General features: G+C 59.1%; 30 protein-coding genes. 16 read left to right on the forward strand and 14 right to left on the reverse strand.

Translation table 11 applies throughout. The features are described 5' to 3' along the window. Positions 1–502: 502 nt before the first annotated feature. Positions 503–1,087, reverse strand: a complete 585-nt coding sequence (locus tag SynNOUM97013_RS05640; RefSeq protein ID WP_186481143.1) for a ferritin — start codon at positions 1,085–1,087, stop codon at positions 503–505. 300 nt (positions 1,088–1,387) lie between these two features. Between SynNOUM97013_RS05640 and SynNOUM97013_RS05645 the strand changes: the two genes are divergently transcribed. Further along, on the forward strand, positions 1,388–1,831 hold the full coding sequence (locus SynNOUM97013_RS05645) for a hypothetical protein (protein ID WP_186481144.1): 444 nt from the start codon (positions 1,388–1,390) through the stop codon (positions 1,829–1,831). Here SynNOUM97013_RS05645 and SynNOUM97013_RS05650 read toward each other — a convergent pair. After that, positions 1,800–2,765 carry a DMT family transporter gene (locus SynNOUM97013_RS05650; protein ID WP_255443020.1) on the reverse strand — a complete coding sequence of 322 codons (966 nt, stop codon included), beginning with the start codon at positions 2,763–2,765 and terminating at the stop codon, positions 1,800–1,802. The genes SynNOUM97013_RS05645 and SynNOUM97013_RS05650 overlap by 32 nt on opposite strands. Before the next feature lie 41 nt (positions 2,766–2,806). Here SynNOUM97013_RS05650 and dnaG point away from each other — a divergent pair, with 41 nt between their 5' ends. Then, complete coding sequence (dnaG, locus tag SynNOUM97013_RS05655) at positions 2,807–4,906, forward strand: DNA primase (RefSeq protein ID WP_186481145.1); 2,100 nt, start codon at positions 2,807–2,809, stop codon at positions 4,904–4,906. Here the strand turns inward: dnaG and SynNOUM97013_RS05660 are convergent. Together SynNOUM97013_RS05660 and SynNOUM97013_RS05665 are read right to left on the reverse strand one after the other, a co-directional pair. Beyond that, positions 4,855–5,838: a hypothetical protein gene (locus SynNOUM97013_RS05660; protein ID WP_186481146.1), complete on the reverse strand. Its 984-nt coding sequence runs from the start codon at positions 5,836–5,838 to the stop codon at positions 4,855–4,857. The genes dnaG and SynNOUM97013_RS05660 overlap by 52 nt on opposite strands. Before the next feature lie 66 nt (positions 5,839–5,904). After that, positions 5,905–6,672, reverse strand: coding sequence for an SDR family oxidoreductase (locus tag SynNOUM97013_RS05665; protein WP_255443021.1), 768 nt, complete (start codon positions 6,670–6,672; stop codon positions 5,905–5,907). 113 nt (positions 6,673–6,785) lie between these two features. On the opposite strand from SynNOUM97013_RS05665, the gene SynNOUM97013_RS05670 reads away from it, so the two are divergent. From SynNOUM97013_RS05670 to SynNOUM97013_RS13750, 4 genes are all read left to right on the forward strand, one after another. Then, positions 6,786–7,043, forward strand: coding sequence for a hypothetical protein (locus SynNOUM97013_RS05670; protein WP_186481460.1), 258 nt, complete (start codon positions 6,786–6,788; stop codon positions 7,041–7,043). Continuing rightward, a complete protein-coding gene (locus SynNOUM97013_RS05675; protein WP_186481147.1) occupies positions 7,043–7,339 on the forward strand; it encodes a hypothetical protein in 297 nt (98 codons plus the stop codon). Before SynNOUM97013_RS05670 ends, SynNOUM97013_RS05675 begins: the two co-directional genes overlap by 1 nt. A gap of 71 nt (positions 7,340–7,410) precedes the next feature. After that, positions 7,411–7,590 (forward strand): hypothetical protein, encoded by a 180-nt coding sequence (locus SynNOUM97013_RS05680; RefSeq protein ID WP_186481148.1) that lies wholly within the window; start codon positions 7,411–7,413, stop codon positions 7,588–7,590. Between the two features lie 90 nt (positions 7,591–7,680). Then, positions 7,681–7,809: a hypothetical protein gene (locus SynNOUM97013_RS13750; RefSeq protein ID WP_255443022.1), complete on the forward strand. Its 129-nt coding sequence runs from the start codon at positions 7,681–7,683 to the stop codon at positions 7,807–7,809. Between the two features lie 17 nt (positions 7,810–7,826). Here SynNOUM97013_RS13750 and SynNOUM97013_RS05685 read toward each other — a convergent pair whose 3' ends face one another. Genes SynNOUM97013_RS05685 through SynNOUM97013_RS05700 form a run of 4 tightly spaced genes read right to left on the reverse strand, consistent with a single transcriptional unit; the run spans position 7,827 to position 11,268 of the window. Continuing rightward, positions 7,827–8,729: a DUF481 domain-containing protein gene (locus SynNOUM97013_RS05685; RefSeq protein WP_255443023.1), complete on the reverse strand. Its 903-nt coding sequence runs from the start codon at positions 8,727–8,729 to the stop codon at positions 7,827–7,829. Positions 8,730–8,783: 54 nt separating this feature from the next. After that, entirely contained in the window at positions 8,784–10,058 is a 1,275-nt protein-coding gene (locus tag SynNOUM97013_RS05690) for a Y-family DNA polymerase (RefSeq protein ID WP_186481150.1), read from the reverse strand. Positions 10,059–10,063: 5 nt separating this feature from the next. Continuing rightward, a complete protein-coding gene (locus SynNOUM97013_RS05695) occupies positions 10,064–10,507 on the reverse strand; it encodes a LexA family transcriptional regulator (RefSeq protein WP_186481151.1) in 444 nt (147 codons plus the stop codon). A gap of 50 nt (positions 10,508–10,557) precedes the next feature. Further along, entirely contained in the window at positions 10,558–11,268 is a 711-nt protein-coding gene (locus SynNOUM97013_RS05700; RefSeq protein ID WP_186481152.1) for an SGNH/GDSL hydrolase family protein, read from the reverse strand. Positions 11,269–11,368: 100 nt separating this feature from the next. On the opposite strand from SynNOUM97013_RS05700, the gene SynNOUM97013_RS05705 reads away from it, so the two are divergent. After that, the gene (locus tag SynNOUM97013_RS05705) at positions 11,369–11,758 is read left to right on the forward strand and encodes a hypothetical protein (RefSeq protein ID WP_186481153.1); all 390 of its coding nucleotides are present in this window, start codon (positions 11,369–11,371) and stop codon (positions 11,756–11,758) included. A 109-nt stretch (positions 11,759–11,867) separates the two neighbouring features. Beyond that, positions 11,868–12,524: a hypothetical protein gene (locus tag SynNOUM97013_RS05710; RefSeq protein WP_186481154.1), complete on the forward strand. Its 657-nt coding sequence runs from the start codon at positions 11,868–11,870 to the stop codon at positions 12,522–12,524. A gap of 143 nt (positions 12,525–12,667) precedes the next feature. Here the strand turns inward: SynNOUM97013_RS05710 and SynNOUM97013_RS05715 are convergent, their stop codons facing one another. The 4 genes from SynNOUM97013_RS05715 to SynNOUM97013_RS05730 are packed head-to-tail and all read right to left on the reverse strand — an operon-like array spanning position 12,668 to position 14,483. Beyond that, entirely contained in the window at positions 12,668–13,096 is a 429-nt protein-coding gene (locus tag SynNOUM97013_RS05715) for a hypothetical protein (protein ID WP_186481155.1), read from the reverse strand. After that, complete coding sequence (locus SynNOUM97013_RS05720; protein ID WP_186481156.1) at positions 13,089–13,523, reverse strand: 23S rRNA (pseudouridine(1915)-N(3))-methyltransferase RlmH; 435 nt, start codon at positions 13,521–13,523, stop codon at positions 13,089–13,091. Before SynNOUM97013_RS05720 ends, SynNOUM97013_RS05715 begins: the two co-directional genes overlap by 8 nt. A gap of 40 nt (positions 13,524–13,563) precedes the next feature. Continuing rightward, positions 13,564–14,007 carry a hypothetical protein gene (locus tag SynNOUM97013_RS05725; protein ID WP_186481157.1) on the reverse strand — a complete coding sequence of 148 codons (444 nt, stop codon included), beginning with the start codon at positions 14,005–14,007 and terminating at the stop codon, positions 13,564–13,566. After that, complete coding sequence (locus tag SynNOUM97013_RS05730) at positions 14,007–14,483, reverse strand: pentapeptide repeat-containing protein (RefSeq protein WP_186481158.1); 477 nt, start codon at positions 14,481–14,483, stop codon at positions 14,007–14,009. Before SynNOUM97013_RS05730 ends, SynNOUM97013_RS05725 begins: the two co-directional genes overlap by 1 nt. Positions 14,484–14,606: 123 nt before the next feature. Between SynNOUM97013_RS05730 and SynNOUM97013_RS05735 the strand changes: the two genes are divergently transcribed. Then, entirely contained in the window at positions 14,607–15,005 is a 399-nt protein-coding gene (locus SynNOUM97013_RS05735) for a YraN family protein (protein ID WP_255443024.1), read from the forward strand. Positions 15,006–15,058: 53 nt separating this feature from the next. On the opposite strand, the gene SynNOUM97013_RS05740 is transcribed toward SynNOUM97013_RS05735, so the two are convergent. Beyond that, positions 15,059–15,598 carry a hypothetical protein gene (locus SynNOUM97013_RS05740; protein ID WP_186481159.1) on the reverse strand — a complete coding sequence of 180 codons (540 nt, stop codon included), beginning with the start codon at positions 15,596–15,598 and terminating at the stop codon, positions 15,059–15,061. Positions 15,599–15,738: 140 nt separating this feature from the next. On the opposite strand from SynNOUM97013_RS05740, the gene SynNOUM97013_RS05745 reads away from it, so the two are divergent. Continuing rightward, positions 15,739–16,002, forward strand: a complete 264-nt coding sequence (locus SynNOUM97013_RS05745; protein WP_186481160.1) for a hypothetical protein — start codon at positions 15,739–15,741, stop codon at positions 16,000–16,002. Here the strand turns inward: SynNOUM97013_RS05745 and SynNOUM97013_RS05750 are convergent. Then, a complete protein-coding gene (locus SynNOUM97013_RS05750; protein ID WP_255443025.1) occupies positions 15,993–16,628 on the reverse strand; it encodes a uridine kinase in 636 nt (211 codons plus the stop codon). The two genes, SynNOUM97013_RS05745 and SynNOUM97013_RS05750, sit on opposite strands and share 10 nt — an antisense overlap. 81 nt (positions 16,629–16,709) lie before the next feature. On the opposite strand from SynNOUM97013_RS05750, the gene rsmA reads away from it, so the two are divergent. From rsmA to secF, 6 genes are all read left to right on the forward strand, one after another. Then, positions 16,710–17,552, forward strand: coding sequence for a 16S rRNA (adenine(1518)-N(6)/adenine(1519)-N(6))-dimethyltransferase RsmA (gene rsmA / locus SynNOUM97013_RS05755; RefSeq protein WP_186481161.1), 843 nt, complete (start codon positions 16,710–16,712; stop codon positions 17,550–17,552). Then, positions 17,549–18,481 carry a 4-(cytidine 5'-diphospho)-2-C-methyl-D-erythritol kinase gene (gene ispE, locus SynNOUM97013_RS05760; RefSeq protein ID WP_186481162.1) on the forward strand — a complete coding sequence of 311 codons (933 nt, stop codon included), beginning with the start codon at positions 17,549–17,551 and terminating at the stop codon, positions 18,479–18,481. Before rsmA ends, ispE begins: the two co-directional genes overlap by 4 nt. Beyond that, positions 18,478–18,783, forward strand: a complete 306-nt coding sequence (locus tag SynNOUM97013_RS05765; protein ID WP_186481163.1) for a DUF3082 domain-containing protein — start codon at positions 18,478–18,480, stop codon at positions 18,781–18,783. The genes ispE and SynNOUM97013_RS05765 overlap by 4 nt, the downstream gene beginning before the upstream one ends. A gap of 182 nt (positions 18,784–18,965) precedes the next feature. Next, complete coding sequence (locus tag SynNOUM97013_RS05770) at positions 18,966–19,949, forward strand: pyruvate dehydrogenase complex E1 component subunit beta (RefSeq protein ID WP_186481164.1); 984 nt, start codon at positions 18,966–18,968, stop codon at positions 19,947–19,949. Between the two features lie 3 nt (positions 19,950–19,952). Further along, positions 19,953–21,425, forward strand: coding sequence for a protein translocase subunit SecD (gene secD / locus SynNOUM97013_RS05775; RefSeq protein ID WP_186481165.1), 1,473 nt, complete (start codon positions 19,953–19,955; stop codon positions 21,423–21,425). 3 nt (positions 21,426–21,428) lie between these two features. Then, a complete protein-coding gene (gene secF, locus SynNOUM97013_RS05780; protein WP_186481166.1) occupies positions 21,429–22,427 on the forward strand; it encodes a protein translocase subunit SecF in 999 nt (332 codons plus the stop codon). Positions 22,428–22,431: the final 4 nt, after the last annotated feature.

Raw genomic sequence — 22,431 nt, forward strand, 5'->3', positions numbered from 1 at the left:
CGACTTAGGAGGGATTGACCACAACCATGATGCCGCCGCTAACACCCCAACGATGCAGCTCTGACTGGCAGCTGTTTTCGGACCTTCACCAGCGCGGGTGAGGACTCGCTCAGTCTTGATCCCGTGGAGCTTGAACATTTGATTCCTGCTCCGCTGCGAGTTCGCGAAGGTAGCGGCGATGCTGCGGCGATTCGTGGCCAGTGAGAGTCTGAATTTTGTTGTTTTTTGCAGAAAGAAATCTTCCCCTCGAAGGGGTGAATGTTGCGTGAGTCATGCAAGCTTCAAAAGGTATTTGTTTTCGCGCTTCGATCCCGATAGGGCGTCTTGCGTACCGCCATACTCTCATGGACGGAATGGCGCCGCAATCCTTGGTCATCAATTGCTGTTCTTGCCAGGTCAATCTCAGCCCTGAATCGTGCAAATCGATTGGCATCACGTCGTCATGGCGTGTGGCGACGTGATGATGTTGCTGATATGACGCCTGGAGCTCACTGATCTGAGATCAGCCTGCCAGCGTGGCCGGAGCTGCTGCTTTATCGCGCAGTTCCGCATCGATCAACAGCAGAGCTGCAGGTTGATTGGCAGCGAACTTCACGCGGCCGAGCAGATAAGCCGCCTCGTGTTCAGAAAGTCTTTGGCCTTCCACTATCGGGTCGAGAAAGACAGTGGTTCTCATGTCATTGTCTTGCTCGGCAGTTTTGTAAAGCTGCAGAACGGATGATGTGACGTCGGCTTCCATTCGGAACACATCCGAAATCACAGCTTCAGTATTGCTCCATTGCTGGCAGGGAGGTTCGATCGTGTCGAGCACCACGGTTTGGCCGCGGGAAATCAGGTAATCGGCGAACTGCGCAGCATGCTGTTGTTCTTGATTGCCTTCGTCGCGCAAGTAGTTGGCAAATCCAACAAGTTCACGTTCCGCGAACCAGATGGCCGTGGCGAAATAGGCCGCTGCAGACTGCCGTTCCATGTTGAGGTGTGCCTGCATGTGCTCGAGCAGTTCGGCCGACATCGGTTCGGCCATGGCCCGACCGGAAGGGCCTGTTGCCACGTTGCTGGATGTCTGGATGGGTGAGGTATAGGTCATGTTTTCCCCTGTGGTGTGTTCCGTAAGCGTGTGTCAATTATGCCTGAAAGATTGACTTAGTGCCAAGAAATCGACGGGCAAGTTTTGTTTTTGAGAATCATCTTCAAATGCATTTGTTGTTTTTGGTTTGATGATTGAAGTGCTTATTTTTCTTGATCTTCATTCTCAAAAAGGGTCGGGTCGTGGTGTGGCTTCCCGTTCGATCCCGTCACGCGTGCTGAGGGTGCAGCCTGTCGGCCTGGTGCCACAGTTTCGAGAGTGCTGCAACATTGCAGTGATCTCGCGTCGTGCTCTCTCTCCATGCTTTCACTGTTCAGGCTTTGGCGCAGAGCCGTTCTGTCGTTGCTGGTGATGGGACTGATCTTGGTGGGGTTGTCCGCTTGCTCCGTCAGTGATCGACCGTCTCGGGGGGTTCTGCTCAGTGCTCTGGGGCAGCAGATTCAGCTCACTCAGACCGCCATTGCCCAGTCGCTTGATCTGCAGGCCTCTGGTGTGCCGGAAGTCAGCCGGGTTCGGATCGAGGAACAGGAGAGTCTGCGCATCGGCGATCAGAAGGGCGTGCATCTCACCGGTCGTTTTGATTGGCGACTTCCAGGCGATGCCGTGAAGGTGGATAGTCCCTTCGAGCTGTTTCTGGAACGGGGGGACCGCGGCGAAAGCTGGAGATTGGCTCTTCCCAGTGGTTCTGATGACGGCAGTTCCCAGATCTGGATCACCTATCCCCTGGCGATTGATCCGGCCTGACGGGCTGCCTGGCGCTGAGGCTGATCAAGGTGGCACCCAGCACACAGAGTGCTCCCACCACCACGGTGCCGCTGATCGGTTCAGCGAAAAACAGCACACCCCAGAGCGTCGCGAAGACCACCTGCACGTAATTGATTGAGGTGGCTCGCGCTGCCGGCAGAGCTGCGAGCCCTTGCGTCAGCCACACCTGCCCCAGCTGGGTGAATAAACCAACGCCAAGCAGCCATATCCATTCGCTGCTGGTGGGTTGCACCATCGTGTTCACCAACAAAGGCAAGGTTGCTGGCACCGACACCAGCGGGAAATAAAACACGATCACTAGGGGATGCTCCCGCACAGAGAGCTGGCGCACACTCACATAGGCCAGAGCCGTCATCAGCGCTCCACCCAGGCCGATCAGTGCCGCCATGGCCGGAAGACCTTCTACATCTTGGCCAATCCATTCCGGTTGGATGACGAGCAGCACACCGATTAATCCCAGGAGGATTGCCAGGCTGATCCGCTTGCGGATCGGCTCACCCAGCAGCGCCCAGGCGCACAGAGCCGTGAAGGTGGGGTAGGTGTATTGCAGCAGGGTTGCTGCTGCCAGAGGCAGTCCCGCCAGAGCTTGAAAAAACAGCAGCAGGGCCACGGTGCCCAGCCCCCCGCGCAGAATCAGCAGTCCCTTTTGATGCCCCCAGGGAGACACCCGCAAACGCGCCAACATCGACAGTGTGATCACGATGCTGATCACGGAGCGGATCAGCACGATCTGGGCGACCGGCAAGCGGCCGCCCAGGTGTTTCACGCACACGGTCATCAAACTGAAGGCAAGAGCTGCCCCGATCAGGGCTAGCCCTGCCCTCCAGTCCTTTGTTGACTGGGACCCTCGGATGGTCGCCAGCAGGCCCTGCATCGCTCGGTCCGTGCGTATCCGGCTAACGATGCCATCCATCGGATCTGGCCGCTTTCGCCGGTGTCTTCCACAATGGGCCGATGGCTATGCCCCGCCTTCACCCCCGCACCATCGAGGCCGTCAAGGAGCGCGCTGACATCGTTGATGTGGTGGGCGAGCACGTGGTGCTCAAGAAAAAGGGCCGCGAGTTTGTCGGCATCTGTCCGTTTCATGACGACAGCAAACCGTCGATGACGGTGTCACCGGCGAAGCAGTTCTACTACTGCTTCTCTTGTGGGGCCGGGGGCAATTCCATCAAGTTTTTGATGGAGTTCCAGCGCCAGAGCTTCAGCGATGTGGTGCTGGATCTGGCACGCCGCTATCAGCTGCCGGTGGAGACCGTTGATGGACCCCAGCAGGAGCGGCTCAAACAACAGTTGTCACGCCGCGACAAACTTCACCGCGCTTTGACGCTTGCCGCGGGTTGGTTTCGTTCGCAGCTCAGAACATCAGAGGGTGCTGATGCCCTGCGCTATCTGCGCGAGGCACGCGGCTTGAATGAAGCCACCCTCGAACAGTTTGAGCTCGGGTATGCACCCGATCAATGGGACGGTCTGCTCAAACACCTTCAGCAGGTGGAGGGACTTGCCCCTGAGCTCCTGGAAGCTGCGGGTCTGGTAGTTCCGCGCAAAGGCGGCAATGGCTTCTACGACCGTTTCCGTCACCGTGTGATGGTGCCCATCCGCGACCGGCAGGGCCGTGTGATCGGTTTCGGCGGTCGCAGCCTGGATGGGGGTGAGCCCAAATATCTCAATTCTCCAGAAACGGAGGTGTTCGAGAAGGGCAAGCATCTGTTTGGACTGGATCGGGCGTCATCAGCGATTCGTAAAGACGACCGGGCTGTGGTGGTTGAGGGCTATTTCGATGTGATTGCCCTGCATGCAGCTGGGGTGACCAATGCCGTGGCCTCTCTTGGCACAGCCCTCAGTGGTCAACAGATCACGCAGCTGTGCCGATGCAGTGACGGCAAGCGCATCGTGCTCAATTTCGATGCTGATGGTGCTGGTGTCCGCGCTGCCAATCGCGCCATTGGAGAAGTGGAACAGCTTGCCCTTCAAGGGCAGCTTGAGCTGCGGGTGTTGCACCTGCCGTCCGGCAAGGATCCGGATGAATTTCTCAAGGACCATGGCGCCGGTGACTACCGCGCCTTGCTGGACCAGGCACCGCTCTGGCTGGACTGGCAGATCGAACAGGTTCTTGAGGGCAGGGATCTCACGAAGGCCGACCAGTTCCAGCGTTCGGTGTCGGCCCTGGTTGAGCTGCTCGGCAAGTTGCCGCAGTCAGCGATTCGCACCCACTACATCCAGCAAGTGGCGGAACGCCTCAGTGGTGGCCAGGGGCGCTTGGCGCTGCAGTTGGAGGAGGACCTTCGCCAACAGGTGCAGGGGCAGCGTTGGCATGGCCGTTCCACTCGCCATGAAAAAGCCGGTGAAGCCAGTCAGCGTGAGCGTTGTGAAGCGGAAATTCTGCGGCTTTATCTGCACTGTCCCTCGTATCGCGGCGCCATCCGTCAAGAACTGAGACGACGGGAGCTCGAGGATTTCGCCTTGCAGCACCATCGGCTGCTCTGGTCTGAAATCACAGATCTGGAAGAGGGCAATCTCGGCAGCGTGCGCCTGGAGTCGATCAGCCGCGGACAGGATCGCGGCGATGAGCTGGCCGATCTGGATTTACCTCGCCTGCTCACGGATCAGCTGCTGCTTGAAAACAGCGACCTGGTTGGACGGTTAACCCCTCTGCTGGAGCCAGGTGAGCTGCAGCGTGTTGCTTTGGCACGCCCCATGGAGCAGCTGCGTGGGACGGCCGCCATGCTGGAGCGGCAGAAAAGCCACAAACGCTGTCGGCATCTGCTCGAAGCCTGGACCGGTCAACGGCTGGAGACGCTCGAGCGCTGCATTGCGGTGCTGATCGACCAGGAAAGGGATCAGAAATCCACCGAAGTGATGGACATGGAACAACGCATCCAGGGCATGTTTGAGGATCTCAACGCCGAAGCGCTGCGGTTTCAGGAGCTCTATTACAGCGAGCGTCGCCACATCCAACACCTCGATCAGCAGCGTTGTGCCGGCTACACCCCGGAAGCGCAATCTCAATCTGGTTCCGATGCGGCTGTTGAACCGGCCCCGTCGGTCAACGGCTGATTCAGCTGACCGCGCACGAGTTTGGCCAGCAATGGCATCGCATCGATCGGCCACTGGTGCCTGGCTATCAGTTCTTCCAGTTCAGCCGCACGTTGCAGCACCATCTGAAAGGCCTGATGGTGCTCGCTTGGCTCCAGGGTTGAGACATAAACGTGGGCGCGTGCATCACTGTCGGGATGCGCGTGCATGGACAGTCCCAATCCTCGTCTGAACAGATCCGCATCAAAACGGCCGAGTGCTGCAGTCATCCCGAGGGCATCCGCGACCAGTTCGTCGTAGAGGTTGATCCGCATCTCACCAACCAGCCGACGGCAGGCGATGTGGGTCAGCTCATGTTCCAGCCGCCAGGTCTGAGAAAGCGCAATCCATTGGTCAGCGGAGGGCTGATCGGGAATGGAGTCGGCTGGCAGTGAGGAATAGGGCGCTCTGTGCAAGAGCAGAATCTGACAGCGCGTCCGTCGGTCCACCTCCCTGATCAGTCCCCAGTGGATCAGGCCTGAGATGGCCTGGGCATGCACGGTTGGTTGCACCGGTACTTCTTCGCAGCGGTTAGCCAGACAGCGCACCGCCAGCACGAAATCTCTGTGATCCCTGAAGCTGAGCACCGGCACGGCACCGGTGGGGTGGGGAGCCAGGCTGATCGATGGCCCTGCAGGGTCATGGAGTTGAGGCGCTTGGGCCAGATCAGCGGCTTGCGCTGGCTCACCTCGCATCACCAGCCGCTGGTAAGCCTCCCCGCTGCGCACGTTGTTGCCTGGCGTGAGTAGCAGCTGGGGCAGCAGCAGGCGAAGCGCATCCCATGGCCGTTCTGTTCGGGAGTGGTTCAGCCATTGCCTCCACCAGTGTTCTCTGGCATCAGCGCCGATGGGTAGTGACGGCCAGACGGCATTCGCCTCCTTGAAGGGTCGGCAGTACTCCGCAAGGGTCTGCATGGCCAACTGGTCCACTCTGCAAGGGGTCTAGCCATGCCCCGTTTTGGATGCCCGTCCGCTCAGCAGTCAGCGTCCCAGCCAGCCGCCGTCCACCACAAGGGTTTCCCCGTGCATGTAGCGGGACGCTTCACTCGCCAGGAACACCACCGGCCCCCTGAGGTCATCCGGTGATCCGAAGCGACCGGCTGGCACACGCTCCAGGATTTGCCGGTGGCGGATCGGGTCGGTTCGCAGCACATCGGTCATGTCCGTTTCGATGTATCCCGGTGCGATTGCATTGACCCTCACGCCTCGACCTGCCCATTCATTGGCCAGTGAGCGGGTGAGATTGGCCAGGCCAGCTTTGCTGGCGGCGTAGCTGGCCACATGCAAGCCCCCCTGATGGCTCAGCACTGAGGCGGTTGAAATGATGCTGCCCCGGCCCCGTTCAAGCATTGAGGCGCCGATGCGGCGACTGATGCGGAAGCAGGCGCTCAGGTTCACCTCCAGAACCTGATCCCACAGATCGTCACCGTGCTCTTCTGCCGGTGCCCGTTCAACGATGCCCGCGTTGTTCACGAGCACATCGATGCTGGGATGCTGCGCCAGCAGCGTGTTCAGTGTCTGGTCAACGGAGCTGCGGCTCCCTAGATCGCAGCGATAGCCCCAGAAACGTCGCCCATGGCGGCGAATGCTGGCTCCCACCGCACCGCCGTCCGTTTCCATCGATGCACTGAGCCCAATGATGTCGGCACCTGCCTCAGCCAGGGCCTCGGCCATGGCGCGTCCGATTCCACGGCGACATCCCGTGATCAGCGCCACCTGGCCATCCAGCTGGAACATTGAATCCTGCATCGCTGTGTGGCGTCCTTGGTGTGTGGAGTCCCCTGGCCCCATTGTTGGGCTTCCAGGCCCTGGGCAGCGCACCGGCTCGGGGGCATGATCAAGGCGATCGTCTGGCCACGCTGATGTCCGAATTCTTCGAAGCGATCTGGAATGACGAGGGCATCGGCGATGGCGGAGACCTGCAGGAGGCGTTGCAGGCCTATGTGGCCGTCAAACCTGACGACAACGACTGGATCGCCGCCTGTGCCACTCAGGAGGTCCCACCGCGGATCGAGCGGTTTGCCTCCTTCGATGCCTACCTCGACAATGAGGATGCCCTCGAGGTGATTCCCGTGACACCGCAGATGATTGTGGTGGCAATCGAACAACTGCCGGTCTGATGTCTGATTCTTCCGTTGATTTCGCTGCCTGTGAGCCGGTCAATGACCTCTGGCCGTCATTGGTTGAAACCCTCGGCCTCGAACGATCGCAGCGTGCCGTGCGTCAGGCGCTGGATCTCCAAGCCATGAGCGGTAGCGCAGCAACTGTGCCTGTGCTCTTCTGCGAAACCTGTGGTCTTGCCTTAGCCAGCACTGATCTTCTGCGCGAGCAGACCGGTTTAAACAGTCATGGAGATCGCTTTGTTGTGCTGTTTTCGAGCCGATCAGCGACTGTGCAGCTGGTTTGCCCCACGTAGATCGCCATGGAGAACACGGACAGCGTCTTGATTCGTCGACAAGATGATTGCTCGCGATCAGTTGCCATTTCATGACCGGTGAGCCAATCGATCCCACTGGGTTCAATCCCCTCGCCATGGTCGACATGTGGGAAGACATGCATGCCCTGGTTGCGGCGTGGGAGTCAAAGCACAGTGCCAACCCTGCTGTTGCCGCCGCAGCGCTCGAGGAGTTTGCAGCGGCGCTGGTTCAACGACCGAAGCCGTTTTAGATCCCTGTGGTCTTGAACCCGTGTTCTGGACGGTGGTCGTCGCCTGTGTTGCGCCGATCTGGTTACGGTTTGCACTGCTGACGCTGATCCATGAGTGATTACACCGTTGCTATCTGGGCCACGATCGGACTGATGGTGGTGTTCACGGTTCCCGTGGTCTGGCAGTTTCTGCAACCCAATGACGACGACTTCGGTGATCTCACCAAGCGTCCGAAATGACCCCTGGTTGATGCGCCTCAGTCCAGCTGAACGCCGACCTGCATCGAGACGCTGTTGTTGATGCGCGGTGTCTGCAGCTCGTTGTAAATCAACTGACCGTTCAACGAGGTGAACAGGCGTTCGTTGCCCATCGGGAAAATCTTGAGGCCAACCGAGAACACGTTGTTGGTTTTGATGCCATCGCTAAAAGCGCCTGTGTAGGTGTTGGTCACATTCAGGCGCAGTGCTGAGTTGGGGTTCCATTGCAGTTCGGCGCGGGCCGAGCCTGCTGCGTACGCCTGTCCGCACACTGGGTCAGCCGCACAGCCTGTACCTCCCCACGTGCTCTGCATCGATGGACCCAGTGACACCCTCACGCGTGTGCTGTCGTTCTGGAACAGGTCGTAGCCCAGGCCAATGGATCCCAGGATGGTGTCGGTGCCGATCTTGTTCAGCGTGTCGTAACTGAAGCGTGTGGCGGCATAAGCATTCAGCCGGTTGCCAAGCGATCGGGTGTAGCGCAGTTCGGCATCGCCTTCATTGGTGTCGGTGCTTGCTTTGCTTTCACCCTTGTCGCGTGACACGTCATATTCAGCACGACCCTGAAGCACCACCTCATTGGCACCCTCGGTGTAGCTCACCTTCAGTTGCCCGGTTGCGCCGCTGTCAAAGTCATCGTCGGTGTTGGAGCCCGACAGGCCACCAGACAAGCTCAGTTTCCAGGGTTTGTGTTGCGGCGGTGGGACCAACGCCGTTCTTGGAATGCTGAGACGTCCCAGCACTGGATGGTCCAAGACGATCGTGCTGTCGTTGGTGTCGGCTTCGATCAGTTCCCCGTGAAGCTTGTCGCCATTGCGCAACTCGAGTGTGACGGTCTCCGCGTGGGCCGCGGCTCCAAAGCAGATCAGGCCTGCGGTGAGAAATGCACTTGTCTTCAACACGCGTCCAGTTTTTAACTTCGGGCAGATTTTTTCATAACGCTCCATACCGTCCTGTTACGCCTGGACCACAGGGACATCACTCAGGCGCGTTGTGGCCGCTTGCCCCAGCCGCTCTCGCCGCATGCCCCAGGCGGGATGCAGGCCACAGGCGGCCCATTGCACGGTGCCGCTGCCGTAGCGGCGGTTGAGGCCATCGATCGTGCTCATCAGCGTTGCCCGTCGTTGCTGCTCGTGTTCACTGCAGGGCACGAGCAGGTGGTGCTGCAGGTGGTCGGTGCTCTGCAGGTGCTGCATCAATACACCGGCTTTCGTCAGCTGGCGATGGGGCTGAAAGATCCGCTCCACCAGGGGCAGTGCCGCATGCAGCAGCGTCTGTGTGTCATTGCTGGGTAGATCCAGATGGATGCTGGCGCTGCGGCTGTAGAAGGCGGGGACAAACGGACTGGTGCGGGTGTAGACGCTCAGCGAAGCAGCTCGCTGCTGTTGCTTGCGCAGTTTTTCGGCCGCACGCACCACGTAGGTGGCCACGGCTTCACGCAGCTCTGTGAGTGAGTTGATCGGTTGGCTGAAACTGCGGCTGACGCAGGTCTCCTGTTTTGGAGAGGGGGCCAGATCGAGGGGCAGGCAGGCGTGGCCCTGCAGTTCCCGTTGCAGGCGCAGTCCCACCACACCCGCTTTGGCGCGCAGTGGACCGCTGGCCGTGTCACGCAGTTCCCGGGCATTGCGAATGCCACGCGCTCGGCACCAGTGGGCGAGTTTTCGACCGATGCCCCACACGTCTTCAATGTCGATCGTTTCCAGCCAACGGTCTGCTTCGCTGCAATGCCCCAGATCAAACAGACCGGCATGGCCGGGATTCACTTTGGCCAAACGGTTGGCGAGTTTCGCTTGTCCTTTGCTCGCCCCTAGGCCGATGGCGATCGGCAGCCCCAGGTTGCGTCGGGCCAGGGCCCGCACCTGGCGTCCCCAGGGCAGCAGATCCAGCGTCGACGGTCGACTGATCTGGGCGAAGGCTTCATCGATGGAATACACCTCAAGGTCTTCCACCTGGCTCTCCAGCAGACTCATCAATCGCTGGCTCATGTCGGCGTAGAGGGCGTAGTTGGAGCTGCGTACCACGACGCCTTGCTGCTCCAGATCGCTTCTCACCTTGAAATAAGGCGTTCCCATTTTGATGCCGAGAGCCCGGGCTTCGGCGCTGCGGGCCACGATGCAGCCGTCGTTGTTGGAGAGCACGACCACCGGTCGGCCGAGTAGAGCCGGGTCGAGGCTCTGCTCGCAGGAGGCATAGAAGTTGTTGGCGTCGATCAGGGCCGTCACCCGGGCCATGGCGTTCAGAGCGGGTGGATCACATGCACGGCCACGCCCCAGATCTGCACGTCACTACAGGTCTGTAGTTCCAGGGGCGGGTAGTCGGGATTGGCCGCTTCCAGGCGCAGGCGGCCCTGATGACGCACCAGTCGTTTCAGGGTGAAACCGCCGTCGAGAACAGCCACTACGACGCGGCCTGGTCGAGGGTTGAGGCTGCGGTCCACCACCAGCAGATCGCCGTCATGAATGCCGGCACCGGTCATGGAATCACCGCTGACCCGGAGAAAGAACGTGCTGGTGGGATGACGGATGAGTTGATCGTTGAGGTCGATGCCCACATCCACGTAGTCCTCTGCAGGAGAGGGAAAGCCAGCGGCGACCTGTTCACCGGCGAGGGGCAGCTGCAAGGGTGTCCGCTGCGCTCGCAGGGGTTGCGGTGGATGAAGGCAAGGGCGATCGATCGCCATGGCAACAGACCCCACTGATGAAACGCATTAGATAGTACAGCTGTTCTAGTTCATGGGTGGGTCTGGTGCAGCGTTTGCAGAATGCAAGTGGTCAGCGCGTCAGCGATGGCGGACTGGGCGTCGCTGTCGAAATGCACGCCATCAAGAGGAGAAGGGGCCGCGACGCGCTGAACATCGAAGCTGGCCACCTGCAGCTCCTCAGCGAGGCTCAGGTAGCGCGCTGCGACAGCCTTCGATTTCGTATCAGCCCCAGCAAATCCCCAGGTCAACGATTGCGGCGTGATCCTCATCAAAGGCGGTGTCATCAACACGATGTGGGGTGTGCGTTTGGGACGATCACGCGGCCCGCAATGGACTGCCTGGCGGATGTCGTGAATGAGGATGCTGGCGCCGGCAGCGATCTGTTCAGCGGCCAGGTTGAGGTAGTGCTTGCAGTCGTTGCAGCCCAACGCCAGCACCACGACATCGATCGGTTTGTGGGAGTGCAGAGCTGTCTTCAAATGGGAGCGTCCACTGCAGCTGTAGTCCGCGCCATAGCTGACGGCACCGATGGGGTCATCCAGCAGCCAGGTGCGGGAATTCAGACCGTCTTCCACCGTGCGCCAGAGGGGCCCTGTGGAAGCCTCATTGAGGCGGTGTTCCAGTTGATTCGGCCAGCGCGTTGCATAGGGCAGTCGACCGCTGCCATCAGGGTTGAACCCCCAAGTGTTCGAGTCGCCGAAGCAGAGCACCGTCTTCGGCTCTTGACGCGCTGGAGTCATGGCAGGGATGGCGGTTGCGCACTCTCAGTTCAGCGATGAATCAAGGCTGCGGCCATTCCGGCTGGAATCGGGGGAGGATGCGGCGAATGATGTTGTCTTAATGGCGGACGCTCCGTACCTCGTGGCTCTTGCGCTGGTGGAGCAGGAGGGGCGTCGCGCCCTCCCGCTGACCGGTCGCACCCTCCCTGCCGAGGCTGTTGCGACAGAGCCGACGACCATCGCTCATGCGCTGGCTCTGGAACTGTTGCTGCGCCTTTGGCAACGCAGTGATGAGGGGGCGTTGCAGCGGGCTTGTGGTGTGGAGAGTCTGTTGCTGGTGGAGTTGCCGATGGAAGCGCTGCCTGAAGCGCTGCCCACCCTCAAGGCCGCTTGGTTGAACAGCGGTGATGTTGAGGCCTTTCAGCACGGCCTTCGGGCGATCTGCGGTCGCGCCTGGACGATGCGCATCGCCAAATTTGAGCCCGTCACCCTGACGCCTTGGCCCGCTTGATCAAAGAACAATCCTGTGATGTTCGACCTGGTAGTGCTCGAGGTGTTGCGTGCTGGACTGCTCTGACGTCGCGATGGCTGAGCATGAGGTCAGGCGAAGTGTTCAAGCCATGCCCGACAACCCGTTTGTGACCCCAGAACAGGTCATGGGTGCTGCGCAACAGAGTGCGCAGGGGCATCGCAAGGGAACCACGTCGGCCTTTTTCTTGAATGCCGAATGGGCGCTGCGCCGTCAGTTGATCACGGACCACGACCAACGACAGGCGGCTGCTTGTGAGCGGATGCTGCGACTGCAGATGGTGGACATCGTTCGTTCCAATGGCGTCGGTGATTTGTTTGCTTGGCGCGATGAAGACATCGCCAAGATCTGTCGCGAAGAAATGACGGCACGGAGCGATGAGGTGGTGCAGGCTTTTGATGACGACAACCGTGCAGCGCTGGCAGCGGGTGAGGTGTGCGGATTCACCGGTGAGGATCTGCTGCCGGGATCACAGGATTTCGGTGCATCCGCTGCAGAAACCGCGGATCACACCCATCGCAACGATCCACTGCTGCTGGAACATCTCGAGCGTCAGCGCGGGGTGCGCAAGGGAACATTTGGTGCGTTCTGTGCCAACTACCGGCTGGCTCGTCAGCAAGCCGATCCAAGTTATTCAGCCGCTGCGGACATGATGCGTGAGTTGATGCCCCATATACGCCAGCTGGGCTATTTCCAGTGGTGGCGTTGTTGTGATGATTGGGCGGAGGCTTTGGTGGCTGAACCTTAATCAGTCCGGCAAACTACCCATGCTTATCAAAGACATAACGGAAAAGAAGTTGTGAATCGTGTGGCATTGCTGCTAGTTGTAGGGATTAGTTTAAAATGGTAAAAAGATATTATTTCACTCTGGGTGGTAATTATGAGAGATGATTACTCGCCCATGTCATTGACCATGTCCGTCATTTTTTGAGGACATTGTTTTCCAAGGGCGAGCATGATGGCCATGCTCATTTCGGTTGAATCCTGATCGCTGATCTCATCGGACATCACGAGCTTCAGGATTTCGGGATCGGCCGTCATGGCGACAACGGTGGCAGCCTCCAAGGACTCAATCCGTTGCTCCTTGCTTGCGTTCTTGCTGTAAGAGGCGCAGGCCTCCTTCGCAAACGAGTCACCAAAGGCACTCCAGACAGGCGCTGCAGGTGCATCCGGTGTTGTTGCAATCAAACAAGTGCCGAAGACAACGCTTGAAGCAATCGATCTGAGCACTCTCATTGTTTGATTGATTTGCCGGCACTGTAAAGCGCGCGTTTTAACAGCGCTTGGGCCCCGCCCGTTGCCATCACCAACCTCATGCACGGTGATAAGGGCTCCCCTGCAGGATCGCCTGAGCCCGATACAACTGCTCCAGCAACAGCAGCCGGGCTAGTTCGTGAGGAAATGTCATCGGCGACAAGCTCATTTGCCAGCGCGCCGATTCTTTGAGTTCATCGGTCAGTCCGTCTGCTCCACCGATCACGAATGCCAGCCGCTCTGAGCCAAAGTCCTGCAGCCGCTGAGCAAAGTCGATGGATGTCAGGGTTTTGCCCTGTTCCATCAGCAGAACAGGTTGCTCATCAGGACGCAGGGCCTGGCGAATGGCATCAGCTTCTTTGTGGCGCGAGCTGTCACGCAGTTCGGTCACGCTCAGTCCCGGAAGGCGCTTGAGATAAAGCTCAATGCCTTCCTGCACCCAGCGTTTGCGCACTTTGCCGATGGCGATGATCCGGTATCGAGAGATGTTCATGAACCTGTGATCGCAGCGAGATTCAACAGATCAGAGCGCCTCAATCGTCGTCGTCGTCTTCCAGCAGCAACTGGCTGAAGGCCACATAAAGGCTGTCTTCTTCGCTGCCGGCAGGCACGTTGGGTCGTTGTGGACGCGTGTTCTTGCCTTTCCCTGTGGATCGTGCCGGTGGTGACGGCAAACCCGTTGCGGATCTCTGCGTCGACTGACTGGGTGGTGAAACCTGGCGCTGGCGACGCTCATCCTCCAGGCGCTGCTCCGTGGAACGCAATCGGCTCATCAGATGCTCCGGCACGGTTCCGTCCTGGCTGACCTTCATCAGCTCATGGAACAAGGCCTCGGGATTCTGCTCAGTCTCGACCTTGTGTTTCGGGCGGTTGCTCCTGGTGGATGGCTTGGTCTCCGTCTCCGGATTGGGGAGGGCCTTGGGGAGTTGGCGACCCAGTTCCTTGAGGCGTTCGAGACTGCGGGGATCGAAGCTCATCAGCAGCCGAGGGTGTCACTGGTCAGACGACCGGTCACTGGATTGGTGCCTTCAGCGGCAGCGCAGAGTGTTTTCAGCGCATCCCCACGAAAGGGCACATTGGTGAAATCAGCTCCGGTGATCGTCACATTGATGAACCGGGTGTTGAACGCGAAGGCGTCCTCCAAAATGGCATTAGTGAGGTTGGTGCCATCCAATACGGCCGAATCGAGGGTGGCGTCGCGGAGGTTGGTGCCGGTGAGATTGGCATCCTGCAATTTGGCGCCATACAGGCTGGCGCCCTGGAGGTCGCTGCCAGAGAGATCGGCTTCACGCAGATTGGTGAGGTTGAAAGTGACGCCCTGCATCTCGCGATTGGAAAAATCGGCACCGATCAACACCTGTTTGGCGTAATCCATCGCGGCCTGAACAGGAGCCATCGCCAAGCCGAACACCAGCATCAGTGCGAGCAGAGGGGCCAGCAGCTGTCGTCTCATCACCAGGCGAAAACGTTTCGGCAACCCTAGGGCTCTTCACTGCCCAAAAAGCGGCTCTGGTCGCGCTGTCTTCCGCTTTGAACTCTCACCGAGGGGAATGTTGAGTTCAGCCCTTGGGCCGGAGTGGTCGTCATTGATGTGCATGAGAACCCTGGCCGATGGGCGGAACAGCACGCTCGGCAGCTCTTGGTTGGCAATGGTTGGCACTGTTGTGCTGAACGATGGCGGTGTCGCCATGGGGAAATCGATCTGCTGATGATCAAGACAGCACCAGATGGTTTTCGTTTGCTCGCGGTTGAAGTGAAAGCGCGTCGACAGAAGGGCCTTGATGGTTGGGGGCTGAAGGCGTTCAACAGGACCAAGCGACAGCGGCTAAAACGCGCCTTGGTGTGCTGGCAAATGCAGCAGCCTTGGAGCTGGGATCTGGGCTTTGAAGTGGTGCTCGCGTTGGTTCCTTTGCCGCCGGCTTCATGCCCGGTGCGCTGGATTCGTGTTGCCGACCTTGGGGCGGATCCTGATTGAAGCAATGCATGCCGTTATGAATTGGGTGTTGAAGGCATTGGTGCTGCAATCAATCAACTGTGTTGCCAGTCGATTCCTGATGACGCTCTTATTGGCTGCATGGATCTTTCACTGGCCAGAATCATCCAGCCAGAACCTGAGCCTTCAATCTCCCACCGGCTCCTGAATTGATCGCGGTTATAGAGCACTTGGTCACCTGCATTCCCCCCGATCTCGAGATAGTCACCTGTTAGGAGATCGGCTTCGCCAAAGTGATCGCAGATCACGAGATCGCTATTTTCGACTCCAGTAATCACAGACCAATGACCTCCTCCAGAGGGACCTTCATGGCGTAAATCTCCTTTGTGTAGCCAGCCGACCGGTACAGGAATTACCTTTTCAATCTGTTGCTCCACAAGCGCGAAGCTGCCGTTGGTGATGAAGTCGCACCGCACACCGAACGAGCAAAGTGCTTCAACATGCGCAAAGGGATCTGTGGTGTCCCCAAACTGTTCCAACACTGCTAAATAATCGAGATCCCCATTGGCCTCGGAAAGCACGCTGGACTGCAAAAAAAACCAACAGTCCCAGGCTTGCTGGGCAGTCATGACCATGATTCAACTGCGTCTCGCATTGAGTCTGCAGTGATTGAGAGCAGGACTGGTTGGCTTCAGCGAACTGGTTCCTTTAAACTCGTCAGCGATGGTTATGGGCCTGCCCTTGAACTTGCCATCGTCCCACTCACCGCTGATTAATGGATTTTGACATTGTCATTCTTTCGGAGAATGTTTCCTCTTATCCGAAGATTGAGTGGTCAGAATGGAAGGATCAACTTTCAAGAAAAATGACCAGCGAAGGTGATTGTTGGTCTCGGTCTGTGCTTGCAGGGCAAAATATCTGGGAATGTCTTGATTCGCATCGCATCGATTCCTGTCATTTGGTGGCTTGGAAGCCTGTGACGGATACGCTGTATAAAGTCAGTCTTCCGGCGCATCCGCATCCCTCGGATCAGAATTGAGGACGCTGAATAATTGATGGCTCTGCTCCTTGCTCGCTGCTCCATCGATTGATCACGGTTTCGAGATCTTTTTTCGGGTTGCGGATGATCACATCTGCTTGCTGCTTCAACGGCTGAATGAAATCACGTTCACCCGGAATCATGTTGTTCCACGTTTGATTCAAGATCGAGACGATCGATCGATTCCGCTCGCGCGTGTCACGCAACAATCGGCGCAGGATTCGAAGTGAGAGGGATGTGTCGACATAAAGCAGAAGGTCTGGAGGCATGCGTTCCATCAAGACCTGTGGGCCGAAGGCACCCTCCAGGATCACCAGGTCCCAGCCGGGAGGCATGTCGGTCCAACTCACGGCCTTGGTGCCCATGTCGTATTGACGGCGTTGCTGCAGGTTTCCCTGTGAAAGCCCCTCCAGGTCGCTGATCAGTGCCTCCGTGTCAATCGCGGCAATGGTGTCGTAGCCGTAAAGGGGATCTGGAACCCAGTCTTTGCGGTAGTAGTCATCGGCTGCGATGACGACAGGCCGGTGCCCCAGCTGATTCAAGGCTTTGGCGAGGCAGCGGCTGAAATGCGTTTTGCCTGCTGCCGATGTTCCCGTGATGAAGATCAGCGGGATCCTGGCGCTCATCCCAGAACGGCGTCGTTGTTGCGCTCATCATCCCGTGCTTAGTGCCTCGCTGGGGCACAGTGATTTTGTGGCGTGAATCGCATGAGCTTCGGAGGACATACCGCCCGCAAACGCTTTGGTCAGCACTGGCTGCGAGATGAACGTGTGCTGGACAGCATTCTTGACGCTGCTGAGCTGCAAGACGATGACCGTGTCCTGGAGGTGGGGCCTGGGCGAGGCGCGCTGACGGAGCGACTGTTGCGCAGCGCAGCAGCCGCTGTTCACGCTGTTGAGTTGGATCGTGATCTGGTCGCGGGTCTTCGGGAGCGCTTCGCTGCAGACCCGCGTTTTTCGTTGAGCGAAGGCGATGTGCTCGAGGATCCGCTCACCTTTCCTGACGGCGGACGGGCTTCCAAGGTGGTGGCCAACATCCCGTACAACATCACGGGGCCGCTTCTGGAGCGGTTGATCGGTCGGCTGGATCGTCCGGTGGACCCTCCCTACGGATCGTTGGTGTTGCTGGTGCAACAGGAGGTCGCTCAACGGATTCGTGCCCGTCCCGGACACACCAGCTTCAGTGCGCTCAGTGTGCGCATGCAGCTGTTGGCGCGCTGCGAAAGCGTCTGCCCAGTGCCTCCCCGCTGCTTTCAGCCCCCACCGAAAGTGCAGTCGGAAGTGATTCGCTTGGATCCTCTGCCTGCGGATCAGCGCCCAGCCCCTGAGCTTTGTCGACGCGTGGAAACCCTTCTGAAACAGGCTTTTCTTGCCCGCCGCAAGATGCTTCGGAACACATTGGGCGGACTGTTGCCTCCTGATCAACTGCAGGAGCTGGCGGCGGCGGCAGGCATTGATCTTCAGCAGAGACCTCAGGAAGTGGCCCCTCAGTGCTGGGTGGCTCTGGCCAGGGGTTTGAATCAAGCCGATTCCGCTGCGTCTCGCTCATGACGGCTCCGGTCTGCGTCAGCGCTCCGGCCAAGATCAACCTTCACCTCGAAGTGCTCGGGTTGCGGAGCGATGGCTTCCACGAGTTGGCCATGGTTATGCAGAGCATTGATCTGGCTGATGAGCTCCGCTGTGAAAACACAGCAGATGGGTCCATCACCCTCTCCTGTGATCAGCCTGGTCTGAGCTGTGGTGATGACAATCTGATCATTCGTGCAGCGCAGCTTCTGCGGGCCCGGTCAGGTTTCGCTGAGCTTGGCGTGCGTATGCACTTGAGCAAGCGCATCCCGATTGGCGCGGGTCTGGCTGGAGGGTCCAGTGACGGTGCTGCAGCACTTGTGGCTTTGAACCGTCTCTGGGGCTTGGGGCAAAGCCAGGCTCAACTTGAAGCGCTGGCAGCCGACCTGGGATCGGATATGCCCTTCTGCGTGGCGGGTGGAACCCAGCTCTGCTTCGGTCGTGGTGAACGGCTGGAATCCCTGCCTCCCATCAGTCATCCCCTCGGCGTGCTGTTGGTCAAGAACCCTGAGGTGAGTGTGTCGACGCCCTGGGCTTACGGCGAATGTCGCAAGGTTCGTTCCGATCACTACCTCGACGGGGAGGAGGCGTTCGAACAGCGGCGTCAGGTCCTCCGAGCTGCTGATTGGCTGCATCCATTGCAGGCCAGCACTCCACCGCCGCTGCGCAACGATTTGCAGGCGGTGGTGGCACCGCAGACGCCATCCGTCCGAAAGGCGCTGGACATCCTCGATCCGTTGCCAGGGCGTTTGCGCGTCGCAATGAGCGGTTCAGGTCCCAGCTGTTTCGCGCTGTTTTCCAATCAGGCTGCGGCGGATCAGGCCAGGCAGCAAGTGGAAGCTGCTCTGGCTTCTGAAGGTCTCAAGGCCTGGAGTTGCTCTCTGCTCCCCCACGGCGTCAAGCTGGCGGCATGAGCGACAGCACTCCTCCAACCGAAGAACCCCGCAAGGGCCCGCTGAGTTTTCTCTCCGGTTCAGTCACCAGCCTTCTCCTGTCCTGGTTGAGCTTCGGATTGAGCAAAGGTCTGGTGGCGTATTTCGCAGCGCACCCCCCCACCTTCAGCAATGCCATCGGTCAGAGCATTGCCTCAGCCTTGAAAACACTGTTCATCGGAATGGGTTTTCTGGCCACCTTCAGTTTTGCCTTCATCGGCCTGGGATTGTTTCTGGTGTTTCTTCGCAGTCTTTTCACGAAAGACGAGGTGGACGCTGCCTAGCGTGAGTTGTGTGCAATCCGGACCATGACGCTTCACGATCTCGGTCAGCTCGTGCTGCTGCTCTCTCCAGGACTGCTTCTTTCGGTACTGCTCCTCTCTACCTTTGCCGCCGGGGGCTGAACCCGCCTGGACTGAGATAGCTTGGCCGCTGACGCCGGCATGGCCGGGATTGCAGCAACGCCGTGGCAGGGACGCTTCTCTTCAACGCACTTCGCGAGGCCATCGATGAGGAAATGGCCCGTGATCCTCACGTTTGTGTGATGGGTGAGGACGTCGGCCAATACGGCGGCTCCTACAAAGTCACCAAGGATCTCTACGAGAAATACGGCGAACTCCGCGTGCTGGACACTCCGATTGCGGAGAACAGCTTCACCGGGATGGCCGTGGGTGCTGCGATGACGGGCCTGCGGCCCATCGTCGAAGGCATGAACATGGGCTTCCTGCTCCTGGCCTTCAATCAGATCTCCAACAACATGGGGATGCTGCGGTACACCAGCGGCGGCAATTTCACGATTCCCACAGTGGTGCGCGGCCCTGGTGGTGTGGGACGGCAGTTGGGTGCTGAGCACAGCCAACGGCTGGAGGCTTATTTCCATGCAGTGCCTGGAATCAAGATCGTCGCCTGCAGCACGCCGACCAATGCCAAAGGTCTGATGAAGGCCGCGATCCGTGACAACAATCCAGTGCTCTTCTTCGAGCACGTTCTCCTCTACAACCTCACCGAAGAACTGCCGGACGGTGATTACACCTGCGCCCTGGATCAAGCTGACCTGGTGAAGGAGGGGAGTGATGTCACGATCCTCACTTACTCACGCATGCGTCACCACTGCCTGAAGGCCGTCGAGCAGCTGGAAGCGGATGGGATCAATGTCGAACTGATTGATCTGATCAGCCTCAAGCCCTTCGACATGGAGACGATCGCCCGTTCCATCCGCAAGACCCACAAAGTGATTGTGGTGGAGGAATGCATGAAGACCGGTGGCATCGGAGCGGAACTGATCGCCTTGATCACCGAGCAGTGCTTCGATGATCTCGATGCTCGTCCGGTGCGCCTGTCCAGCCAGGACATTCCGACCCCATACAACGGCAACCTCGAGAATCTGACGATCATCCAGCCGCATCAGATTGTGGAAGCGGCTCAGACCATCGTTCGCCAGGGGCTCTGATTCATGGCCCGACAACAGGGCTGGTTTGCCCTCATCCTGGCGTTGGCGATTGCCTCAGCGGCTGTGCTGACGAGTTTTCCGCTCCAGCTTGGCTTGGATCTTCGTGGTGGCAGTCAGCTCACCCTTGAGGTGCAGCCTTCAGGCGAGATCACCAAGGTGCGCGCCGAACAGCTGGAAGCGGTCAAGGCGGTGCTCGATCGACGCGTCAATGGATTGGGCGTGGCGGAATCCACCCTGCAGACCGTTGGCGAGAACCAGCTGGTTCTTCAGTTGCCCGGGGTGACCGATCCCACGCGCGCTGCGCGGGTGCTGGGAACCACAGCCCTGTTGGAGTTCCGTGCGCAAAAGCCCGGCACTGAAGAAGAAGTGCAGAGCCTCAGGCAGTTGCGTGGACAGCTACGCAGTGTTCTCGCCGCTCGCTCAACGGCCGACGATTCTGACGATGAGGGCCTCGATCAGGAGGCACTCAATCAGGTGCAGAACGAGTTGGGTCTCGAGGGCACTGCCTCCTCTGAACAGGAACAACTGGAACAGCTCTTGGAACGCACCAATCGCGAGATTGCTGATCGCTTCGAGCCCACCGATCTGACAGGCAAGGATCTCGTCGGTGCTGGACGTCAGCAGCAGCAGAACAGCCCCGGTTGGGAGGTCACCCTCAATTTCAACGCCGAAGGAGGCGAGAAATTCGCTGAACTCACCAAGTCGATTGCCGGAACGGGGCGTTTACTGGGCATCGTTCTCGATGGTGCTCCCATCAGTGAAGCCACGGTGGGACCTCAATACAAAGCCGCAGGAATTTCCGGAGGGACCGCTTCGATCACGGGCAACTTCACCGCAGAGGAAGCCCGTGATCTCGAAGTTCAGCTGCGTGGCGGTTCGCTACCACTGCCGGTGGACATTCTTGAAGTGCGCACGATCGGCCCATCGCTGGGTGCCGAGAATGTGCGTCGAAGCCTGATTGCGGCGCTTTCCGGTCTGGTGCTGGTGGGTCTGTTCATGCTGGTGGTGTACCGACTGGCTGGATTTGTGGCAGTGCTGGCACTCAGCCTTTACGCGCTGTTCAACCTGGCGGTCTACGCCTTGATTCCGGTCACACTCACTCTGCCGGGCATTGCCGGTTTCATCCTCAGCATCGGCATGGCCGTCGATGCGAATGTGCTCATTTTCGAGAGGATCAAAGACGAGCTCAGGCGCGGCAACACCCTGATCCGCTCCATTGAAACGGGCTTTGCTACGGCCTTTTCCTCGATCGTCGATGGCCACCTCACCACCCTGATCAGCTGTGCAGCTTTGTTCTTCCTCGGAACTGGTCTGGTGAAAGGTTTTGCTGCCACCCTCGGCATCGGCGTGTTGCTGAGCCTATTCACTGCCCTCACCTGCACGCGCACGCTTCTGCGTTTCTTGATGGGGTATCAGGGCCTGCGACGCCCGACCAATTTCCTGCCCGCACGGCAACTGCCCACGACTGCGTCCTGAACCATGCCCATCACGTCTTCAGGCGCTGACGAGCGTCCTCTTCGTTTTCCACTCACAAGCCGTCGACGACAGGTCTGGATCGTGTCCGCGGTCGTTCTCCTGTTCAGCTTGCTCGGCATCATCCTCAGCTGGACGGATCCCCAGATCGGTTTCCCCCTGAGGCCCGGGCTCGATTTCACCGGCGGCACCCAGATCCAGTTGGAACGGCAATGCGGTGATCGCTGCGATCAGCTCAAAACACCTGATGTGGAATCGGTGCTTCAGCAGATCAAGCTGCCGACGGAAGCCACTGAAACCTCTGTGCCCAAGTTGGACAACGCCAGGGTGCAGCTGCTTGACGGTGGTGAATCGCTGGTGCTGCGCATGCCAGCGCTTTCGGCAGGGCAGGGGCAATCCGTCATCGATGCGATGGAACCTGTCGCGGGCCCATTTCTTGCCGGTGGTCAGTCCGTGGACACCATCGGTCCCAGCTTGGGCGGTCAGCTGTTGCGCAGCAGTTTGATCTCCCTCCTGGTGGCCTTCACCGGCATTGCCCTCTACATCTCAGTTCGCTATGACCGACGCTTCGCTTTGCTGGCACTGGTTGCCCTGGCGCACGACGTCGTGATCGTTTGCGGGGTGTTCGCCTGGCTCGGCCTCAGCAATGGATTGGAAGTCGACAGTTTGTTCGCCGTGGCCTTGTTGACGATTGCCGGTTACTCGGTCAACGACACGGTTGTGGTGTTCGACCGAATTCGAGAGCGTCAACGCGAAGATGCCGAGCTGCCACTCACCGTTCAAGTCGACCGTGCGGTGTCAGCGACACTCACGCGAACGCTCTACACCAGTGGCACCACCTTGCTGCCTTTGTTGGCGTTGATCTTTTTTGGTGGGTCCACCCTGTTCTGGTTTGCGATTGCTCTCGCCCTCGGCGTCGTTGTCGGAAGCTGGTCCAGCATTGCTCTGGCTCCCTCCTTGCTGAGCCTGTGGCCCTCACGTTCCAGTGCTGCCGCCAGTGCCTGAGTCC

The sequence above is a fragment of the Synechococcus sp. NOUM97013 genome (assembly GCF_014279815.1).
In the GTDB taxonomy this organism is placed as follows: Bacteria; Cyanobacteriota; Cyanobacteriia; order PCC-6307; family Cyanobiaceae; genus Synechococcus_C.

Coding starts and splice junctions, on each gene's coding strand:
- SynNOUM97013_RS05725 (WP_186481157.1), bottom strand. CDS start 14,007: ATGAGCTTCGATCCCCGCAGTCTCGAACGCCTCAAGGAACTGGGTCGC.
- SynNOUM97013_RS05700 (WP_186481152.1), bottom strand. CDS start 11,268: ATGACTCCAGCGCGTCAAGAGCCGAAGACGGTGCTCTGCTTCGGCGAC.
- secF (WP_186481166.1), top strand. CDS start 21,429: ATGCCCATCACGTCTTCAGGCGCTGACGAGCGTCCTCTTCGTTTTCCA.
- SynNOUM97013_RS05730 (WP_186481158.1), bottom strand. CDS start 14,483: ATGAGACGACAGCTGCTGGCCCCTCTGCTCGCACTGATGCTGGTGTTC.
- SynNOUM97013_RS05740 (WP_186481159.1), bottom strand. CDS start 15,598: ATGGTCATGACTGCCCAGCAAGCCTGGGACTGTTGGTTTTTTTTGCAG.
- secD (WP_186481165.1), top strand. CDS start 19,953: ATGGCCCGACAACAGGGCTGGTTTGCCCTCATCCTGGCGTTGGCGATT.
- dnaG (WP_186481145.1), top strand. CDS start 2,807: ATGGCTATGCCCCGCCTTCACCCCCGCACCATCGAGGCCGTCAAGGAG.
- SynNOUM97013_RS05650 (WP_255443020.1), bottom strand. CDS start 2,765: ATGGATGGCATCGTTAGCCGGATACGCACGGACCGAGCGATGCAGGGC.
- SynNOUM97013_RS05745 (WP_186481160.1), top strand. CDS start 15,739: ATGGATTTTGACATTGTCATTCTTTCGGAGAATGTTTCCTCTTATCCG.
- ispE (WP_186481162.1), top strand. CDS start 17,549: ATGACGGCTCCGGTCTGCGTCAGCGCTCCGGCCAAGATCAACCTTCAC.
- rsmA (WP_186481161.1), top strand. CDS start 16,710: ATGAGCTTCGGAGGACATACCGCCCGCAAACGCTTTGGTCAGCACTGG.
- SynNOUM97013_RS05665 (WP_255443021.1), bottom strand. CDS start 6,672: ATGCAGGATTCAATGTTCCAGCTGGATGGCCAGGTGGCGCTGATCACG.
- SynNOUM97013_RS05720 (WP_186481156.1), bottom strand. CDS start 13,523: ATGAACATCTCTCGATACCGGATCATCGCCATCGGCAAAGTGCGCAAA.
- SynNOUM97013_RS05765 (WP_186481163.1), top strand. CDS start 18,478: ATGAGCGACAGCACTCCTCCAACCGAAGAACCCCGCAAGGGCCCGCTG.
- SynNOUM97013_RS05710 (WP_186481154.1), top strand. CDS start 11,868: ATGCCCGACAACCCGTTTGTGACCCCAGAACAGGTCATGGGTGCTGCG.
- SynNOUM97013_RS05750 (WP_255443025.1), bottom strand. CDS start 16,628: ATGAGCGCCAGGATCCCGCTGATCTTCATCACGGGAACATCGGCAGCA.
- SynNOUM97013_RS05640 (WP_186481143.1), bottom strand. CDS start 1,087: ATGACCTATACCTCACCCATCCAGACATCCAGCAACGTGGCAACAGGC.
- SynNOUM97013_RS13750 (WP_255443022.1), top strand. CDS start 7,681: ATGAGTGATTACACCGTTGCTATCTGGGCCACGATCGGACTGATGGTG.
- SynNOUM97013_RS05690 (WP_186481150.1), bottom strand. CDS start 10,058: ATGGCCCGGGTGACGGCCCTGATCGACGCCAACAACTTCTATGCCTCC.
- SynNOUM97013_RS05660 (WP_186481146.1), bottom strand. CDS start 5,838: ATGCAGACCCTTGCGGAGTACTGCCGACCCTTCAAGGAGGCGAATGCC.
- SynNOUM97013_RS05670 (WP_186481460.1), top strand. CDS start 6,786: ATGTCCGAATTCTTCGAAGCGATCTGGAATGACGAGGGCATCGGCGAT.
- SynNOUM97013_RS05680 (WP_186481148.1), top strand. CDS start 7,411: ATGACCGGTGAGCCAATCGATCCCACTGGGTTCAATCCCCTCGCCATG.
- SynNOUM97013_RS05705 (WP_186481153.1), top strand. CDS start 11,369: ATGGCGGACGCTCCGTACCTCGTGGCTCTTGCGCTGGTGGAGCAGGAG.
- SynNOUM97013_RS05675 (WP_186481147.1), top strand. CDS start 7,043: ATGTCTGATTCTTCCGTTGATTTCGCTGCCTGTGAGCCGGTCAATGAC.
- SynNOUM97013_RS05645 (WP_186481144.1), top strand. CDS start 1,388: ATGCTTTCACTGTTCAGGCTTTGGCGCAGAGCCGTTCTGTCGTTGCTG.
- SynNOUM97013_RS05695 (WP_186481151.1), bottom strand. CDS start 10,507: ATGGCGATCGATCGCCCTTGCCTTCATCCACCGCAACCCCTGCGAGCG.